The organism is Streptomyces sp. NPDC026206, from assembly GCF_040638465.1.
Taxonomy (GTDB): domain Bacteria; phylum Actinomycetota; class Actinomycetes; order Streptomycetales; family Streptomycetaceae; genus Streptomyces.
Window position 1 is genome coordinate 390,741 of the sequence record NZ_JBEZYL010000002.1, and the last position, 19,129, is coordinate 409,869.

Genomic DNA, 19,129 nt, shown 5'->3' on the forward strand with positions numbered 1-19,129 from the left:
GTTGGCAAGCTCAGTGAGCCATTTTCAACCTGACGATGCCAGGCATCTGGCAGCGCGCCGGAGCCTGCCGCAACCGTTCCGGTCCTCATCGCCTGGCAGGCCCGCCACGACCGCGACGCCGCCTACCCCTGGCTCCGACTCCTGATCGTCGGCACCCTCAAGGCCGCCGGTGGGGGCCCAAATCTCGTAGCGGAACCCAAGCTGCCTGGTCGGCTGACGGTTCATCGGGCACGCCGTGAACCGTCACCCCCTCGCCCCGGCCGACCGGTACTGCCTTCCGTGAACTCGCCGTAAGTGCAGGCGACGTGTGGCACGACGCGGACTTGTTCGCTGCCAGGCGGCCTTCGACGTCTTCTCGCCTGCGGAGGCCGGTGTCGATGGGGGCCGCGGTGCCGCGGGCGCAGGGTGCTTCAATCGCGCGCCCAGAGTTCTGGGAATGGACCTGCGGCGTGCAGGGGACTGAGAAGCGGTGGGTGCTGTCCCGGGCCGCCGGGTCTGGCTCATGAGATTTCTGACCGGGGTGTCTTGTCTCAGCTGTGTCGACCGCTGACCAGGGATGGTGCGTGCCGAACACCGGGCGGGCGGGGCGTGTCCCGATAGGGGCCTGCCGTTCAGCCAGGCGTCGTCACGGTTCTGACCGGCGGCGCGAGATTGTCCGATGCCTCAAGCGCTACGTCGCTCGAGACCAGGCAGCGCCACCGACACGCCCTCGCGGCATAGAGATCGAGTGTCCAAGATCATGGCGACGCTCCAGGCGGTTCGGCGATAGCCGCCGGAGGCGAGGCGGTCGACCTCGGCTTCCAGGGATTCGGTGGGTTCACTGGCAATAGCGCCTGCGCCTGCGTGGCTGGTGGTGGTACGTACCGCTCGGCATCGCCGTCTGGGCCCTGCCCTAAACCGCTCGGCGTCGTCCTCGGCCTGGTCACGGGCGAGACCCTCGGCCTGTTCCTGGGCACCTGTCTCGCCGCCCGCTTCACCCCGCCCGACTCAACCCGACCTCGCCTGGGCTGATGTCCTCGGCCTCGCCGTTCTCACCGGAGTCGGCTTCACCGACGCCTGGGAAAGACCGTCGACGCCGATGCCGACGGTATCCCCGACATCTATCAGCACACCTCGGCGGCGCCGGCAGGACCTTCGGCCGATCAAGCCCATGCGAAGCAGCGCGGCCAGAGATGGACGGCCGAGATGGCGACGGCGGCGCGGGCGCCGTATCCGGTGAAGTGCCAGGAGCTGACGGTTTCGGTCGGCGAACCCGCGATATCACACTCTGCCGGAACGGTAGACCAACAGGGCGATCTGCACGCGGTTGTTCAAACCGAGTTTGGCCAGGATATGCGAAACATGGGATTTGACGGTGGGCACGCTCATATAGAGGTCGGACGAGATCTCGGCGTTGGTCTTTCCTTGGCCGATGGCGACTGCGACCTCCTGCTCACGGTCTCCGAGGAGGCCGAGCAGCCGCTGGGCTTCACCTTCCCGTACCGATGCCGGTGCCGGTACGGGGGTGCCGGGCGGGCCGGTCGTCACCGTGCCGATCAGCCGGCCCAGAGCTTCGGGCGACATGACCGGCTCGCCGGCCGCGGCCCGGCGTACCGCGTTGATGATCCGGTCGGGGTGGGTGTGCTTGAGCAGGAAACCCGCAGCTCCGGCCTGTAGAGCGCGCAGGACGTAGTCATCGCTGATGAACGTGGTCAGCACCACGATCTCCGGCGCTCGGCGGCGGGCCCGCAGGAGGCGGGTGGCCTCCAGGCCGTCGACGGTGGGCATCCGGATGTCCATGAGGACGAGGTCGGGGGTGTGCTGATCCACCAGTGCCTCGACTGCACCGCCGTCGGCGGCCTCGCCGACGACCTCGATGTCGTCGGCGGAGGCGAGCATCATGCGCAGGCCCGCGCGGACGAGGGCATCGTCGTCGACGAGCAGGACCCGGATCATGCGGGCCACGGCAGCCGTGCCTGGACCCGGTGGGTCTGTCCATGACGACCGTAGGTGAGGGCACCGCCGACCAGAGCCGCGCGCTCTTGGAGGCCGATGAGGCCGAGCTCGCTCCCGGGGACGCAGGGCCTGGTGCCTTCGGGCACCGGGTTGGTCACCTCCACGGTCAGTCCCGCACCTGGTGCTCCGTGGACCGTGATCGTCACAGGTTGGCCGGGGGCGTGCTTGCGGGCGTTGGTCAGGGCTTCCTGTACGACCCGGTACGCGGTCCGCCCCGTGGCACCGGGTGCTTTCGCTCCGTCGGTGACCGACTCGTCCAGGTCGATCCGCATGCCGGCCGTACGCGACTCCTGCACCAGGTGGACCAGATCGGCCAGCACCGGCTGGGGCGGTTCGGACCGTGTCGTGTCGGTCAGGGGGGCGCGCAGCACGCCGAGAACCTCCTGCAAATCCTCCAGAGCCTGATGAGCACTGGAGCGGATGACCGCTGCTGCCTGCCTGACCTGGTCAGCGGGCGCGCCGGGGTTCACCTCCAGTGCTCCCGCGTGCAGGCTCAGCAGGGACAGGCGGTGCGCGAGGACGTCGTGCATTTCGCGTGCCAGTGATTCGCGCTCGCGCTGACGGACGTGGTCGGCGCGCAAAGCCGCCTCCCTCCTGGCGTGCTCGGTGCTCTCGCGCGATACGCGTACGAACATGCCCCAGCCGACGGCCGCGCTCACCAGCACGCCCACCAGGACACTCCCCGTGGGCGCCGCCGCCGGCATCTTCACCCCGACGAGTTGCGAATGCAGCGCCAAATACAGCGCAAAGGGCAGCAGCGCGGACGCCGTGACAGCGAGCGTGGTCCGCCAGGGGCGAATGGCGGCCGCGGTGAACAAGGCGACGAGGGCCGCGGGGATCAGCGGCCAGATGGTCGACAAGAGCGCCAGCACCACCGCGATGGGGACCGGCCACCGGCGCCGCCACCACAACAGCGCACTGGCCGCCAGCGGCACCAGCAGATCCGTGCGGCCCTTGAACGGCGGCGGAAGGACATGGTCCAGTGCCAGGGGGACGACCGACGTGAGCCGCGGGTACAGCCACACACCCCGCGCCCGGGCGTAGCCCACGGCCATCGAAAGACCCGCCGCCCCGATCACGACCATCGCATCGGTGATGCGACCACGACGGACAGGGGAAATTTCCTTCCAGCTCACAACGGCGAAGCATACGTCGCCGACTGGCCCGGCATACCGCTACAGGACGCAGCGTGCTTACCTATGTGCCTGATTCTGTACCTAAGTATATTCCGCCGCGGTGACTCATCCTTTCGTCACCGCACACCATCGACTTTCTGCCGATGCCTCAGCGGCTACCCGCTTTTAACATTTCTTTGGTGAGTCGTTCCGGGAATTCCCGGTTGCTTGATTTCCGGCAGCCCCGGAAGTGCGCGACTTGCGGCCCCGGACGCGCGCGAGCTTCGGCACGCGCCCCGAACCAGAAGCCAAGACAGAGAAAAGCTGAGGATGGCATCTCCATGCGCATCGCGTTTCTGCTGCACAACGCCTATGCCATCGGTGGCACGACCAGAACGACCTTCAACCTGGCCGCGTCCCTCGTCGAGCGGCACGACGTGCGCCTCGTCTCCGTCTTCCGGCACCGGGCGAGACCGCAGCTCGACCCGCCACCGGGAGTGCCCCTCACCGCTCTGGTGGACCGCCGCAGCTCCGCGTCGGACATGGCGGATCCGCGCGCCGGACAGCCCGGCGTCCATTTTCCCGCGGGCGAAAGCCGCGCCGGCCAGTACCACCGCCTCGCCGAGCAACGGATCATCGACTGGCTGGCCACAACCGACGCGGAGGCCGTGATCAGCGCCCGCACCGGACTCAACGTCCTGCTAGCCCGCTTCGGTCCTCGCGACGCCCTGCGCATCGGCCAGGAGCACCTCACGCACGACAGTCACCCGCACCGCCTGCGTCGCGAACTGCAACGCTGGTACCCGCGTCTCGACGCACTGGTGACGATGACGCGGGCCGATGCCCGGGCGCACCGCACCGGCCTGCGCCTCCCGCACGACCTGATCACGGCCATTCCCAACAGCGTGCCCAGCACCCCGGCGGCCGCAGCCGACCACACCGCCAAGGTCATCGTGGCCGCCGGACGCCTGACCCGGGTGAAGCGGTACGACATGCTCATCGAAGCCTTCGCCCGGATCAGCGCACAGCGCCCCGACTGGACCCTGCGCATCTACGGTGGAGGCCCCGAGAAGGACCGCCTTGCCGCCGACGTCGAACGCCGCGGCCTGGGCGACCGGGTGCGGCTCATGGGGGCCGTGACCCCACTGGACCCGGAATGGGCCAAAGGATCCATAGCGGCGATCACCTCGGCGCAGGAGTCCTTCGGCATGACCATCACGGAGGCGATGCGCTGCGGACTGCCTGTGGTCAGCACGGACTGCCCGCACGGCCCACGCGAGATCATTCGCGACGGCGTCGACGGTCTCCTGGTACCGCGCGACAACGTCCGCGCCTACAGCGCCGCTCTGCTGCGACTCATGGACGACCAGCAGCTGCGCGCCCGGATGGGGGCAGTCGCCCGCGAACGCGTCGCTCAAGCCTTCGCACCCCAGGACGCCGCCCGTTGCTACGACGAACTGCTCACCGCCTCACTCGCCCGTCGCAACGCTCTTCCCCCGGGTGCGACCGGATCACGCGAGGGCAACCCGCTCCTGGGGACGGTGGCGCTGCACCGGGCCACCGGCACCCTCCTGGCACGCGGAGCGGTGCGCCGCCTGCGCCGCGGCGCGCTGACAGCTCGCATGCGGTGATGACAACACCCCAGCACTGCGGCTGGTCCTCACCTAAAGGCCCCCTGGCACAGGAGGTCCCTGCGAGGCGGGACTTTCAGAAGCACGCCGTCGTAGGGCGGCTGTGGGGCAAAATCGACGGGTGCTGTCCCGCGTCGGGGTCTGACTCGTGTGAGAGTGGGCCGGGTGCCTTGTTACGGATGTGTCGATCTTCGGGTGTGGGGCGGTGCGTGCCGGCACCGGGCCGGTGGGGGGCGTGTCCCGATAGGGGCCTTGCCAACTACAGCGCAGTCACGGTTCCGACCGCCCGCCCGGCGCAACCGGGAGTGCGACCTTTGATCCCCCGCGGGTGAGGCGGCGGGGAGCGACCAGAGTCGGCGAGGCCGACGGACGGGTTCTGAAGGCACGGCTTTCGGCGTCGTCCCGGGGGCGCCTTGACCATGACCGGGACTGGGGGCCGGCAATGGGGCCGAGGTGCGGGCCACGACGCCCTTGAACCAATGAGTAGGGCTTCGGCGTTCCCGCGTCGGCACTTGCTGTGGCCCCCTTCACCGCCCAGCCCGCCTGGAGCCGGCCGACTGGCTCGGGCAGGGCTGCCAAGCGGCGGTCATACTAGTCATCCGGCAACCACAGTGGTGCCTGCGCAGGTGCCCGCCTTTCCGGTGATGGTGATGAGTTGCGTATCCCTTCGCCGGCTGGCACCGCCGTCAATCCGATTCCAGCATGGTTGTGGCCGACGCCATGACGAGAGGCACACCTCCGATCGCCGCTTCTTTTTAAGAAGCCCCCGTAGCCGATCTTCTGGGTGGCAAGCCCCCGGCAACCCGGCGAACCAGCTCACTTCACAACCGAAGCGAACCATCCCATCGGGTAGTTGCGCCACTCGTCAGGGCACCACCGAGCAGTCGGCCCCTCGGCCGTCGGAATTGTCCTGTTCGCCTGAACGTGGGGGATCTCTGTGCCTTTTCAGGTATGCGGTCCGATGAGCACCGATGATGTCGCCAGGGCCGGTGTACCCGAAATTCGATTTACGACTGGGGTCGTTGATGCTGGTGACGCGGGAAAACGTGGTTAATCGCCCCGCAGCTGGCGAATCGGAGCGGCATTGGGCTGTGGTTCGACGGTGGCCGATCGTGCTGTTCTCTGCACTCGCCGTACTCATGAGTCTCCCGCTGTCGCTCGGTCTTGGCGACCGGCTGGTCGATGGGGGTTATCTGGATCCCGCCGCCGAGTCGAGCCGCGCCGAGCGCCTGCTGGCCGACCGCTACGGGGCCGTACCGGCCAAACTTCGGCTGACCGCCCGGTCCACGCAGTCGGTTCAGGAGGGCGCAGCGCGCGACGCGGGCCGGGACCTCGTACGCCATGTGGCCGCTGTACCGGGGGTGCTGTCGGTGGCATCCCCGTGGACCGTGCCTCAGCAGCAAGCCGACGCACTGCTGTCGCGGGACGGGCGCTCTGCGCTGCTGGAGGTAGGGATCCGCGGTGACGACGAGCAGGCCGGGCGGACTGCGTCCCGGGTCATCGAGCGGTACACCGGGGATCTGGGACCGCTGCGGATTGAAGCGTCTGGACGGCTCGCGGTCAACCGCTACGCGGAGGAGCGCAGCCAGCGGGATCTGATTACCTCGGAGATGATCGGAATTCCGTTGGTGGCGATCGCGCTGGTACTCATCTTCGGTTCGTTTACCGCCTGTTTGCTGCCGTTGGCCATGGGGCTGGTGAGCATCTCGGGGGCGCTGGCGGTGCTGTCCCTGCTCGCCGACCGACTCCAAGTGTCCGTCTTCGCCCCGAATATTGTCACCGCGCTGGGCTTCGGCCTTGCCGTCGACTACAGCCTGATCATGGTCAGCCGGTTCCGGGAGGAGGTCACGAGAGGCGCGGGGACGGCAGAGGCCGTCGCCTCGACCGTGCGCACGGCCGGGCGGACCGTTGTGGTCTCCGCCGCCGTCGTCGGACTCTCGCTGTCTGCCTTGCTGTTTTTCCCCACCCCGTTCTTCCGGTCACTGGGCGCCGCGTCGATGGCGGTGGTCGCGCTGGCCGGAGTCGGCGCTCTGGTCCTGCTACCGGCGCTGCTGGCCTTGCTGGGGAACCGCCTGGGCACAAGGGGTGGGATCCTGCGCCGGCGCAGTCCGGTCCGCGAGCAGCGTTCGTGGGAGTGGCTGGCAGGACAGGTGCTGCGCCGCCCCGTCGCCGTGGCTACCGTCGTGTCCGTCGTGCTGCTCGCGCTGGCTGCGCCCCTCGCGGGGGCGCGATCCGGTTTCATCGACGAGTCATGGCTGGCCCGCCAGGCGCCGCCGCGGGCGGCGGCCGAACGCGCCGCTGAAGACTTTCCCGCGCTGCGGGGCTCCACCGTCACGGTGCTGTTCCCGAGCCTGGGACCAGGCACAGCTGCGGCCGCCGGGTTGGACGAGAGGTTGTCAGAATTCGACTCCGTAACCGCAGTGCTGGGGCCGTATCCAACCACCAAGGTCGACGAGCACACGACTGGCGTCGGCCAGGCGGAGGTCTCGAGTCGTGACCCCGCCAACAACGACGTTCCCAGTAAAGTCCCCGGCTATGCCGACGCTCACGCTCAAGCGGAGACTCCAGAGCGTAAAGAGGCCCCCGGCCATGCAGCCGCCCCCCATCGCGTAGCAGGGGGTGCCGAGCGAGCTTCGCAAACCGGCGTCTGGTACACCGTCACCACCTCCGCCTCCCCGTACAGCGGCCCGGCACGGGACCTCGTCGCCGTGGTGCGCACGATGTCTGCCCCTGGGCCCGTGATGGTCGCGGGCGAGACGGCTGCGCTGGTGGACATGCGGCGCAGCCTGGCCCTGCACCTGGGCTGGGCCGCCGTGTTGATCACGCTCGCAGTCGGCGTGCTGCTCTTCCTGTACAACGGAAGTCTGCTCGTGCCGGTCAAGGCCATCTTGATGAACCTGCTCACCCTGGCGGCCACCATGGGCGCGATGGTCGTGCTGTTCCAGGACGGGGAACTGTCGGCCCGGCTGGGAGGGTCAGCCACCGGGCATCTGGACCCGATGATCCCGGTGGTCGTGTTCTGCGTGGCGTTCGGGGTGTCCATGGACTACGAGGTCTTCCTCGTGGCCAGGATCCGCGAGGAGTACCTGAGCTCGGGAGACAACGGCGCGGCCGTCGCCGAGGGGCTGCGCCGCACCGGTCCGCTGATGACCGCAGCAGCCCTCACCTTGATCATTGTGATGGGTGCCCTGGTCTCCTCATCCCTGACAGTGCTTCAGCTGCTGGGGGCGGCGCTTGCCCTTGCCGTGGCCATCGACGCCACGCTCGTACGCTGTCTGCTGGTGCCGGCCGTGATGGGTCTGGCAGGACGGTGGAACTGGTGGGCACCCGCTCCCCTGCTGCGGGGCCGCGCGGTGCTGCTGCCTCGGGACCGCGCGGGCCACGGGTAGACGCATGCCCGAGATGTCGTGGAGACTCAGGCCTCGGAACCTCGTTCGACGGCTTCGGCCACCTCCTTCCGTCGCGCGGCTTCCTCACGCTCGAAGCGGGCCCGGTCCAGTCGCTCGGCCCGGTCCTCGTCGTCGGCCATCAGCAGCTCCAGACCGGTGCCGCCGAGGTCGAGCACGCCCAGGTCGACGAAGGCCCGCCGCAGCCTTTCTCCCAGCAGCCCGATGTCCTTGACACAGGGCACGATCCGCCGGAACAGCAGCTTGCGGAAGAAATGCGTGAACTCGGACTGCTCGGTCAGCCGGACGGCCTCCTGCCGGGGAATCCCGAAGTTCTCCAGCACTTCGAGCCCCAGGAAGCGGTCCCGCATCAGATAACAGCCCTCGACGACGAAGTCCTCCCGCTCGCGTACCTCGGCCTGACTGAGCTGGGCGTAATGGTCGCGCAGGGCCATCCTGCCGAAGGCAACATGACGGGCCTCGTCCTGCATCACAAAGGTGAGGATCTGGCGAGGCAGCTCCTTGTCCGTGGTGTCACGCAGCATGCCGAAGGCGGCGAGGGCCAGGCCCTCGATGAGGACCTGCATGCCGAGGTACGGCATGTCCCAGCGTGAATCGCGGAGCGTGTCACCGAGGAGCGACTGGAGGTTGTCGTTGATGGGATAGACCAGGCCGACCTTCTCCCGGAGGAAGCGGCTGTAGACCTCCGCGTGACGTGCCTCATCCATGGTCTGGGTGGCGGAGTAGAACTTCGCGTCCAGGTCCGGGGCCGCCTCCACGATCCGGGCCGCGCATACCATCGCACCCTGCTCACCGTGGAGGAACTGGCTGAACAGCCAGGACGCGTAGTGGCGGCGCAGTTCGGCGCGCTCCCGCTCGTCCATGCGCCGCCAGTGATGGGTGCCGAACAGCGGGATCAGTTCGTCCGGAGTGCCGAGCGCGTCGTGGGGATCGACGTCAATGTGCCAGTCGATCCGCAGATCTGAGTCCCACTGCCTGTCTTTGCCCTTCTGGTACAGCGCCAGCAGCCGCTCCCGGCCCTGGCCGTACTCCCAGTTGAAGCGAGCCGCGCCGGAGGAGGGGACCTCCCAGGTGGACGGGGGATGCGCATCGGTGGCCGTCATGGCTTCTCCTCCTGTAAGGGCCGAGTGGGATCGCCGCAGCCCGGTTGGTCGGTGCCGGCATGGCCCAGGTCCCAGGCGGTCGTACGACTGAGGTCCCAGCACAGCGGCAGCACCAGGGCGCGCGGCAGGTGCCGCATGGCCCGTACGACCGCCCGGTACCGGCGTCCGGGCACGGATACCACCCGGCCGCGCCGCAGGTCCGCAGGGCCGTGGCGGCGATCCGGTCGGCGGGCAGCCACATCCAGGACGGGAAGTGCGCGGTGTCGATGGCGTTGCGCTCGTGCAGGGCTGTACGGGTGTAGCCGGGCAGTACCGCGAGCACGCGGATTCCCGCCTGGCGCACACCCTTGGACCGGCCGATGGACTCACTGAAGGCGATGACCCATGCCTTGCTGGCCGGATAGCTGCTGGCCAGCCATGAGGGCCCGCACCCGGCGACCGAGGCGACGTTCACGATCGCTCCGCTGCCGGCCCGGAGCATGCGCGGCAGGGCGGCGTGGGTGAGCCGCATCACGGCCCGGATGTTGAGGTCGAGCAGGGCGCTTTCCTCCACGACGGACGTGGTGGGGAACGGGCGGCCCAGCGCCGTCCCGGCGTTGTTGACCAGGACGTCCACGGGTGGGCCTGAGCGCAGTCGCTCCTCCACCGCGGCGCAGCCCTCTGCGGTGGCGAGGTCGGCGGGAAGGACATCGACGTTTCGGCCGGTGGCCGCCCGCAGCGTGCGGGCGGTCCGTTCCAGGGCGTCCGGGGTGCGGGCGACGAGGACGAGGTTGTGCCCGTCCCGCGCGAGTTGGTGCGCGAAGGCCTCCCCGATTCCCGAACTCGCTCCGGTGACCAGTGCGAGGGCCATGGTCAGACCGGCTGTTCGATGTGGTCGGGACGGAAAACCACGGAGCCGGCGAAGACGTCGAGCAGCCCGCTCAGTGGCTCGGCGGGCAAGCCGGGTTTCCACAGCTCCACGGCCATCTCACCGTGGTAGAGCATCGGCCAGCGCACGTAGAGCCGGGCATCGTCGGCGTCGTGTACGGCCCGGGAGCGGTGTACGGTGTCGGCCGCGACTTTGCCCATCAGGTCAGTGCCGCACCCGAAACCGTACGGATAGCGTTCCCGATCGGGCGGCACCGTCTCGATGTGTGCTGCGTCGGCCCGCTCGACCCCCACATGGGCGTGGATCCCGGCCCGGATCAGGGGCACTTCACGCTCGCCGTCCGGTCGTGGCTCCCACCCCCCCGACGTCGTACGGCTCACCCGGACTTTGGGCACCGCGTGCAGGAAGGCGCGTACCTCCCATGCCTCCACCGAGGGGCCCAGCGGGCGACAGCCTTCCGGCGCGAGGACCCGTAGGGGACTGTCAGGAGGGTCGAGCGCCACAATCGTGACGTCGTTGCGGCCCAGCGTCCGCTTGTCGACAACCCAGCTACCGGATGCGCTCACGACCAGGGCGTCGAGTTCGGGGTCGACGAGGAAGAGCATGCCTTCACTGAGCCGCTTCCAGCCCATGTACGCCTCGTACATGCGGGCCAGTTCGGATGATACGTACCGGCCGATGTCGACGGGCTCGGGCAGCAGGTTCAGTTCCCCCATGATCCGGCCCGCGCGGGCGAGCTGCCCGGGCACAGGACTGGCGTCCCAGACGCGGGCCGGTACGGCGTCGGGCACCACCTCGCAGGCATCGGCCACCTCGCGGGCGCAGGCCGCGGTCACGAGGCGGTCGCGCATCCGGTCCGGGATGCGCTCGGTCTCCGTCGGGTGCCCGCCTTCGAGCGTGCACAGGGTGGCCTCGGCGACCTCGCCGGGCTGCTCGCCCCGGGAGACGAACAGCACCTTGGGAGCCGCCATCCGGGCCATGGCCGTACGTGCGGTAGCGACCACCTCCTCGTGCGGCAGGCCGCTCAGCCGCTCCGGCACCTCGGCGAGGACGACGACCTGCCGCGAACCGACCCGCAGCCCATGCTCCTGACACGCTGCCACAGCAAGCGGCGGCACCTGCTCAGGCAGCCGCTCGCGCAACGGCGCAGGGCCCTGTGGGACACGGGTGGCCACCAGCAACAGGTCCACATCGCCGTGCGAGGTCTCGACCACGGTGTGGCCCTGCTCCTCGAAGGCGGCAACGAGCTGTCGTACGAAGGCCGCCAGAGTCGGGGCGGCGTGCTCGGCGCCGACGACCTGCACCAGGCAGGGGCGCCACCAGGGCAGCCCGGTCAGGTCGGGGAGGGCGGAGGCAAGGGGTGCGACGGTCATCGGTCTCCTCGGATCAGGGGCAGCACCCGGCGGGCGAGGTCGTCGAGCGATCCCGCGGAGATCAGCTCCAGTACGGCAATGTCGCAGCCGAGCCGCTTGCGTACCATGACGGAAAGCTCGACGACCATGAGGGAGTCCAGGCCCAGCCCGTCGAGTCGGCAGGTGCGGTCGACGCGTTCGACCGACGTCTGCAGAACCTTCGCCACCAGTTCGGCCAGCAGCTCTGCGACCGCCTCGGCGCCCTCCTCCGGGGAGAGAGCCTCCAATCGGGTCTGCACCTGCTCCGCGCTTTCCGCACCGGAGCCCGCCTCGCTCTCGTCACCCGCCTCGAACAGGCCGGCATCGAGAGCCGGGAACAGCTGCCGGATGCGCTGCCAGTCGAGACGGCCGACGATCGCCGACTCACTTTGGCGAACGACGAGCTCATTGAGGACACGCCAGCCTTCCCCAGGGTCCAGAGCGCCCACGCCGCCGCGTTCCATCTTGTCCAGCAGGCCCGTCCGCTGAACGTACCCGGTACCCCGGATGTTGCCCCACTCAACGGAGAGGCCCGGCAGTGCGGCGCGTCGACGCTCGCGCACCACCGCTTCGCCAAAGGCGTTGGCGGCGCAGTAGGGCCCCTGATGACGGTTACCGACCAGCGCACTGACCGACGAGCACACGACGAAGAAGTCCAGCTCCTGGTCCCGGGTGGCGCGGTCGAGGGCCAGGGTGCCGGCGACCTTGGGGCGCAGGACCTCGGCGAACCGTTCCGCAGACAGCTCCGCCAGCGGGGCGTCGTCGATGTGCATGGCCGCATGGAGTACCCCGCGCACTGGGTGCCCGATGTTCTGCGCTTCCGCCAGGATGCGTGCCACGGTGCCCGGTTCGGCGATGTCGGCGGCGTGGGCGCGTACCTCGACGCCCCGCGCGGCGAGCCGCTCGAGGAGGCCGGCGCCCTCGGGTGTGGCGGCGCCGCGGCGGCCGACGAGCACCAGATGGCGGGCGCCCCCCTCGGCCAGGAACTCGGCGAAGGCGGCGCCCAGGCCGGAGAACCCACCAGTGACGAGGTAGGAGGCATCGGGGCGCAGGGACAGGACACCGCCGTCCTCAGCCGTGATCGGCGGAGCCTGGGCAAGGTCGACAACGACCTTGCCGATGTGCTTGGAGTGCAGCAGGCTCTGGAAAGCCTCCGTGACTCGGTCGGCCGCGTAGACCTGGTGCAGCAGTGGCTCGTACCGTCCGTCGGTGATACGCCGGGTCAGCTGCGCGAACTGGCCGGCGGCCGTCTCCGGTGACTGCGCGGCCAGACTTCCCACGTCAACGCCGAAGTAGGCGATGTTGTTGCGGAACGGTCCCAGCAGCAGCGGGGAGTTGGCGTACAGGTCACGCTTGCCCAGCTCGATGAACCGGCCGCCGGGGCGCAGGCACTCCAGCCCGCGGGCAATACTTTCCCCGGCCAGTGAGTTGAGGACGACATCCACGCCCCGGCCCTCGGTGGCCGCGCGCACTTCCTCGGCGAAAGCGAGGTCGCGGGAGTCGAAGACGTGGCGCACCCCGAGGCTGCGCAGTAGCCGGCGCTTGGCGGGCGTTCCGGCAGTGGCGATCACCTCGGCGCCCAGGCCCAGGGCGTACTGGATCGCCGCGAGCCCCACTCCGCCCGCGCCGCTGTGAACCAGGACCACCTCCCCGGAGCGCAGCCGGGCCATTTCCTCCAGTGCGTACTGCACGGTGAGGAACACGGCAGGCAGGGTGGCCGCCTCGGTGAATCGCATGCCCTCGGGCACAGGGCCGGCCTGGTCGGCGCGAACCACCACATGGGAGGCGAGGCAGCCGTAACCGGATGCGTAGACCCGGTCGCCGGCGGAAAAGCCGTGCACGCCCGCCCCGGCCTCGGTGACGACACCGGCGCACTCCAGGCCAAGACGTGGTCCGCCGTGGTCCGGGGCGTGCTCGTCAGGCACCAGTCCGGTGGCGACCATGACATCGCGGTAGTTGAGGGCGGCGGCCGCGACCTCGATCAGCAGTTCTCCCTCGCCCGGTCGTCGCACGGCCTCCTCGACCCAGCTCAGCCGATGCCCGAGTCCGGGGTCGTGCAGCTGCAAGCGGTAGCCGCCTCCCCCCGTGAGAGTGGGCGGCCTCTCGGTGATCAACGTGGGGCGGAAGCGGCCCTCGGCGGTCAGGACACGCTCCGAGCCGTCTTCGCCGGCGCGCAGTTCCTCGGCCAGACGGTCCGCGTCGCGGTCCGGGTCGCCGGTGGGTTCGAGGGAGATCCTGCGGACCCGTACGCCCGGGTACTCGTTCCCGAGCACCCGCCCGAGACCCCACACGGGGGCGTCTGCCGGGCTGAGGGGACGCTCAGGGGCCGGGAAGAGCCCTGTGGGCGGCGTCACGAGCCACAGCTCGGATTGCGCAGCGGCCAGTTCGCCGGTCAGGTCGCGCAGCGCTCGAGCGCGGGCGACGGTCAACCGGTCCACGTCCTCAGGGCCGCCGGAGACCCGGGGACCCCCGGCACCCAGGGTCTCCAGGAGGGATCTGGCGTCCAAGAGGACGACGGCGCGCAGTGGCGCCCCGGGCTCGCCCAAGGGAAGCTCCGACAGGCGCACCCCCTCGGGCAGCTCGGTCACCGGTGCGGCCAGCCGTGCGGCTACGGCTTGCCCGAGCGCGCGCGATGCGGGTTCCGTGATGACGGCCCAGGCTCCCTCGGCCGGATCAGGCGCCGAAGCGGGCGGCGGGGCATTCGTGCGGGGCGCGCGACGGGCGACCAGGACGGTGTTGTCCGCACGCTCCGGATCCGGTACCACGCCCGTGTACCCCACCTCTGCGAAGCCCGAACTCGTCAGGCACTCCGTCCAGAGGTCCCTGGACAGCAACGGAGAGCCACCTCGGCGTTCGTCGGTGCAGGCCCAGTACTCGTCGAGCAGCCCGAACAGCGAGCCGACCAAGTCGTCTTCGAGGCTTTCCAGGCCGATCAGCAGACCGCCGTCGGCCAGCAGACGCCCCACCCGCTCGGCGGCGTCCTGGACGTCGGCGGTGGCGTGCAGCACGTTGGCCGCGAGGACGAGGTCGAACCGGCCGTCGGCGAATCCCTGCTCCTCAAGGTCCTTGTCCAGGTCGAGGACGCGGTACGTCATGAAGTCGTAGTCGCGGAAACGCGTTTTGGCGCGGGCGAAGAACGCAGAGCTGACGTCGGTGAAGATGTAACACGTGCGGTCGGCCGGGAGCGCTGACAGGACAGCTCCCGTCAGGCCGCCCGTACCGGCGCCCAGTTCGAGCACTCGCAGGGGACGGCCCTGGGGCCAGTGGCGGACGATCTCGCGCACCAGGTCGCGGGCGTAGAGGTTGTGCAGCCTCATCTGCGGCGAGTCGCTGTACAGCTGGGTCATCAAATGCTGGTCGGCGCCTGCGAAGAACATCTCGCGCGGGTCGGCTCTACCGCGGAGGATGTCAGCCAGGTGTGGCCGGCCCATGTTGAAGCCGACGCTTGCCGCCGCCCAGTCGGGCAGCTCCCGCAGCTGTGCGTGGACCTGTGCGTCGGGGTCGGGCAGGGTCTCGGTGAATCGCCAGCGGGCGGGCGTCTGTGGCCCGCTGGGCGTGAGCGTGCCGCTGTCGCATGCAGCGCGGAGGAGCAGCTTCAGCAGGGGCATGTACGCGGCGCGCACCCCCGCCTCTCGAAGCTCGAGCGTGCCGAACTCACCTTCTGCGGGCAGGAGCTCAGCAAAGGCGCGGGCTGCGTAGTGGCCGAGCGCAAGCCAGTTGCATGCGGCGAAACGCGCATAGCGGTCGTCCGCGATCTCGGTGAGACGCCGCCGTTCCTCACGCGTGGCGGCCAGCAGGGCGTCAGGGGAAGGAAGGTGCACCGCGGCCGGCAAGGCGGTGGCCGGAGCTGCGCGTAGGGCGATCTCGTATCGTCCGAGAGGGATCCCGACCTGGTCGAAACGGCGCAGACGACAGCCTGTGAGTTCCATGCTCACCTCGCCGCTCGCATCCAGCACACGCAAGTCCCACACTGCGTGGCGGTCGCCGAGGGTGCGGGCAGTGACGTGGACGAAGCCGCTGTCCGCGGGACGGCGCCAGAACCGGACGCCGTCGATGCCCGCGGGCAGGAAGAGGTGCCCGTCAGCGAGGGCAGCCAGCAGCGGCGCGCCGGTCTGGAGGGCGCCGTCCAGCAGCGCCGGGTGGGCCAGATAGCCGGAGGTGTCGGCCTGGAGGCGGTAGGCGGAAAGGGCTTCGCCGTCCCCGGCCCGCAACTCGGTGAGAACCTGGAACGCGGGCCCGTGCACCACCCCGGCCTGGGACAGCGCCGCGTAGTGCTTGGCCACGGCTCCCGGCCGGGCCTCCAGGCGGGCCATGACGTCGGCGATGTCCGTGCGCTCCGGAGCCGCCCGGTGCAGCCGCCGCACTCGGCCACGGGCGTGCGGCCGCCACGTGCCGGTCCGCCCGGTGCGACTGGCGATCTCGACTGCCCCCGTCTGCGGATCGAGGGAGGTCTGCAGCAGCAGTTCGTCGGTGCTGTCCTCGCCCGGCAGCACACAGGCCGCCGTGAAGAGCAAGTCCGTCACCTCCAACGCGTGGGTGCCGAGGGCCTCGCAGCCCGCCTCCAGTGCCGCCTCCGCGTAGGCGGTGCCCGGCAGCACAGGGGTGGCGCCCACTCGGTGGTCGTCCAGCCACGGAGTGCGGGCCGAGGTCAGCGGTCCGTGCCAGGTCGGTGCGGCCACCGCGGCGCGCTGGCCCAGCAGGGGACGGGACACTGTGCCGTCGCTCGTGACCCGGCCCCACCAGTCCGGTGCGCCGTTCCAGTGCCGCTCGCGTTGCCAGGGGTAGGCAGGCAGGTCCACCACGCGGCCCGGGCGCGGCAGGAGGGCATCCAGGTCGACATCGGCGCCCGCCGCCAGGGCGTGGGCCACCGCCGTACGGACCGCTGCGGGCGCGTCCCCGCGCCGGGTGCAGGTGCGGATCACGGCCACGGAGCGGTCGCGGCGGCGGAGCCCGAGGCGCTTGAGGTACGGGCTGAGTACCGCGTGCGGGCCCACATCCATCAGGATATCGGCGCCCAGATCAAGCAGAGTGTCCACGGCCGGAGCGAAGAGCACTGGGCGTCGTACGTTGTGCCACCAGTACGCCGCATCCAGTTGTTCGTCCTCCGCCAGCAGCGCGCCGGTGACTGTCGACGTGAACGGCAGTCGGGTCGGCTGGGAACGCACTGCGGCCAGGGAGGCGCGCAGGGGCTCCTCGATGACGTCCATCTCGCGGCTGTGGAAGGCGTGGTCGAGGTCGAGGGGACGGAAGAAGATGCCGCGCATGCTGAGTTCCTCGCCGAACGCGGTGAGAGCCTCGCTGTCCCCGGCGACCGTGGTGTCACAATGGGTGTTGACCCCGGCCAGCTCGAGGCGGCTGCCGTAGCGGAAGAGCTCCTTGAGGACGTCTTCCTCGGAAAGACCCACCGCGGCCATGGTGCCCTTGCCCGCGGTGAGCGCCTGGGCGCGACTGCGGTAGGCGACCACCCGCGCGGCGTCCTCCAGCGACAGTGCCCCGGCAGTGTACGCGGCGGCAATCTCGCCGACACTGTGCCCGGTGACCGCCGCGGGGCGAATACCGCGGGCCGCGAGCAGCTCCACAAGACCGAGTTGGAAGGCGAACAGCAGAGGTTGGGCCACTCTCGTGTCGCGGATCCGGGAATGTTCCGCGTCAGCGGTCATTTCCTCGGCAACGGACCAGTCGAGATGGCGGCCGAGCTCGGCGTCCACCGCTTCGATCGTCTCTCGGAACACCGGCTCGTCTGCGAGCAGGTCGGCCCCCATACCCGACCACTGCGATCCATTGCCTGCGAAGGCGAAGACGATCCTCCCGTCGCCGACCGCCTGCGCGGAGGACAACCCGGGCGCCGGGCGTTCCGCGCGGGCCGCACCGCGTAGCGCCTGCGCCGCCTCCTCCGCAGTGGAGGCCAGCAGCGCTGTGCGGTATGGATGATGGGTGCGCCGGCGGGTAGCGGTGTGGGCGACATCGTAGAACTCCCCGGCACCACAGGTCTCCAGCCGCTCCGCCATTCGAGTGCAGGAGTCGGCGAGCGCTTCGGGCGTACGCGCTGAGACGACCAGGGGCAGCGGCTCGGTGAAGGCTGTGGTGCACGGTGATGCAGGCAAGGGAGGGGGCGCCAGTACTACATGGGCGTTGGCACCGCCGAAGCCGAAAGAGTTCACGCCGACGACGGACTGGGCAGTCACCTCGACGGGTTCCGCGGTCACCGTCGGCCGGAGCTGCAGCTCGTCGAAGTCGGTCGCAGGGTTGAGCCGCTCGGCGTGGAGGGTAGCCGGCGCCGTGCGGTGCCGGAGCACCAGCAGGGCTTTGAGGAGCCCCGCCATACCCGCACCGGCCTCCGAGTGGCCGATGTTGGACTTGACCGAGCCAATCGGCAGCGGCCCCACTGTGCGATGCTGCGCGAGGGCCTCGCCGATGGCGGTGCACTCGATGGGGTCGCCTACCGGGGTGCCTGTCCCATGGGCCTCCAGGTACACGAGCCGGTCGGGCGAGATCCCGGCGTCGCCGTACACCTGCTCCAGCAGAAGCCGTTGGGCCTTGCCGTTGGGCAGGGCAAGCCCCGCAGTGCGGCCGTCGTTGTTGGTGCCGCTGGCCACGATCACCGCGTGCACGCGGTCGCCGTCCGCAAGAGCCTCGGCCAATGGCTTGAGTAGCAGCAGTCCGCCACCCTCAGCCCGCACGTAACCGTCGGCGTCGGCGGAGAAAGCTCGGCATCGCCCCGTCGGCGAGAGCATCGACGCGTCGGAGAACCCGCTGTAGACATGTGGATCGAGCAGCACGTTGACGCCGCCGGCCAAGGCCAGGGCGGACTTGCCCGTGCGGAGGTGCTCGCAGGCCTGGTGGAGGGCGGTCAGGGCCGAAGAGCAGGCGGTGTCGACGGTCACGCTCTGGCCGTGCCAGTCAAGCAGATGGGAGATCCGGTTGGCGGTGTTGCCGCCGGCTGTCCCGGACATGGTGTAGGCGTTGCCCGAGTCGGGGCGTGTGGCCTGCAGGGCTCCGAAGTCCTTGCTGGAGCAGCCGATGAACACGGCACCGCTCGTGCCCGCGAGACGTTCGGTGTCCACGGCCGCGTCGTCCAGGGCCTCCACGGCGAGTTCCAGCAGCAGTCGCTGCTGCGGGTCCATCCGGGACGCCTCGCGGGGAGAGACCCAGGAGAAGTACCCGCAGTCAAAACCCGTAACGTCGTCGAGGAACCCGCCCGCCACGGTGTAGGTACGACCGGGCCTGCGACGGCCGCCGTCCAGGAACTCGGCGACGTCGAACCGGTCCGGTGGAACGCTGGAAACGGCATCCTGCCCTGACATGAGGAGCGATGCGAGATCGTCGAGGCGTTGAACGCGGCCTGGAAGCCGACACGCCACGCCCACGACCGCAATAGCCGACGACGGCGCAGCGGATTGGCCCTCCTGCATTCAGCTCTCCTCACTGGAAGGGATAGACGAGCAAGCCGCAGGCGCGACCCGGCCGGCCCAGACGGACCAAGCAGGAGCATATGGGGACCTACAGGCACAAATGGGCCGCTCTCACCCGTGTGGCGGCAGGGAGTTTGCGCCCGCCAAGTCACCCTTTCCGCCAGCCTCGGGAAGCAGTGCACTGGGCCAGGACGACGCGACGAGCGG

Annotated in this window: 7 protein-coding genes and 2 pseudogenes; 3 read left to right on the forward strand and 6 right to left on the reverse strand. The window is 69.8% G+C overall.

Features of this window, described 5'->3' with window-relative positions; translation table 11 throughout:
- Positions 1–891 precede the first annotated feature (891 nt).
- Positions 892–1,051 (forward strand): annotated as a pseudogene (locus AB0F13_RS05240) (Na+/H+ antiporter NhaA); the annotation flags it as partial.
- A gap of 209 nt (positions 1,052–1,260) precedes the next feature.
- On the opposite strand, the gene AB0F13_RS05245 reads toward AB0F13_RS05240, so the two are convergent.
- Positions 1,261–1,935 (reverse strand): response regulator transcription factor, encoded by a 675-nt coding sequence (locus AB0F13_RS05245; RefSeq protein ID WP_362075423.1) that lies wholly within the window; start codon positions 1,933–1,935, stop codon positions 1,261–1,263.
- A complete protein-coding gene (locus tag AB0F13_RS05250) occupies positions 1,932–3,080 on the reverse strand; it encodes a histidine kinase (protein WP_362075426.1) in 1,149 nt (382 codons plus the stop codon). Before AB0F13_RS05250 ends, AB0F13_RS05245 begins: the two co-directional genes overlap by 4 nt.
- 371 nt (positions 3,081–3,451) lie before the next feature.
- On the opposite strand from AB0F13_RS05250, the gene AB0F13_RS05255 reads away from it, so the two are divergent.
- Positions 3,452–4,741: a glycosyltransferase family 4 protein gene (locus AB0F13_RS05255; protein ID WP_362075429.1), complete on the forward strand. Its 1,290-nt coding sequence runs from the start codon at positions 3,452–3,454 to the stop codon at positions 4,739–4,741.
- 989 nt (positions 4,742–5,730) lie between these two features.
- On the forward strand, positions 5,731–8,130 hold the full coding sequence (locus tag AB0F13_RS05260) for an MMPL family transporter (RefSeq protein ID WP_362075432.1): 2,400 nt from the start codon (positions 5,731–5,733) through the stop codon (positions 8,128–8,130).
- Positions 8,131–8,156: 26 nt separating this feature from the next.
- Here the strand turns inward: AB0F13_RS05260 and AB0F13_RS05265 are convergent, their stop codons facing one another.
- The 4 genes and pseudogenes from AB0F13_RS05265 to AB0F13_RS05280 form a co-directional block, all read right to left on the reverse strand.
- Positions 8,157–9,251: a ferritin-like domain-containing protein gene (locus AB0F13_RS05265; RefSeq protein ID WP_362075435.1), complete on the reverse strand. Its 1,095-nt coding sequence runs from the start codon at positions 9,249–9,251 to the stop codon at positions 8,157–8,159.
- Between the two features lie 286 nt (positions 9,252–9,537).
- Positions 9,538–10,101, reverse strand: a pseudogene (locus AB0F13_RS05270) (SDR family NAD(P)-dependent oxidoreductase); the annotation flags it as partial.
- 2 nt (positions 10,102–10,103) lie between these two features.
- Positions 10,104–11,492, reverse strand: coding sequence for a hypothetical protein (locus AB0F13_RS05275; protein WP_362075437.1), 1,389 nt, complete (start codon positions 11,490–11,492; stop codon positions 10,104–10,106).
- The gene (locus AB0F13_RS05280; protein ID WP_362075440.1) at positions 11,489–18,922 is read right to left on the reverse strand and encodes an SDR family NAD(P)-dependent oxidoreductase; all 7,434 of its coding nucleotides are present in this window, start codon (positions 18,920–18,922) and stop codon (positions 11,489–11,491) included. The genes AB0F13_RS05275 and AB0F13_RS05280 overlap by 4 nt, the downstream gene beginning before the upstream one ends.
- Between the last annotated feature and the right edge of the window lie 207 nt (positions 18,923–19,129).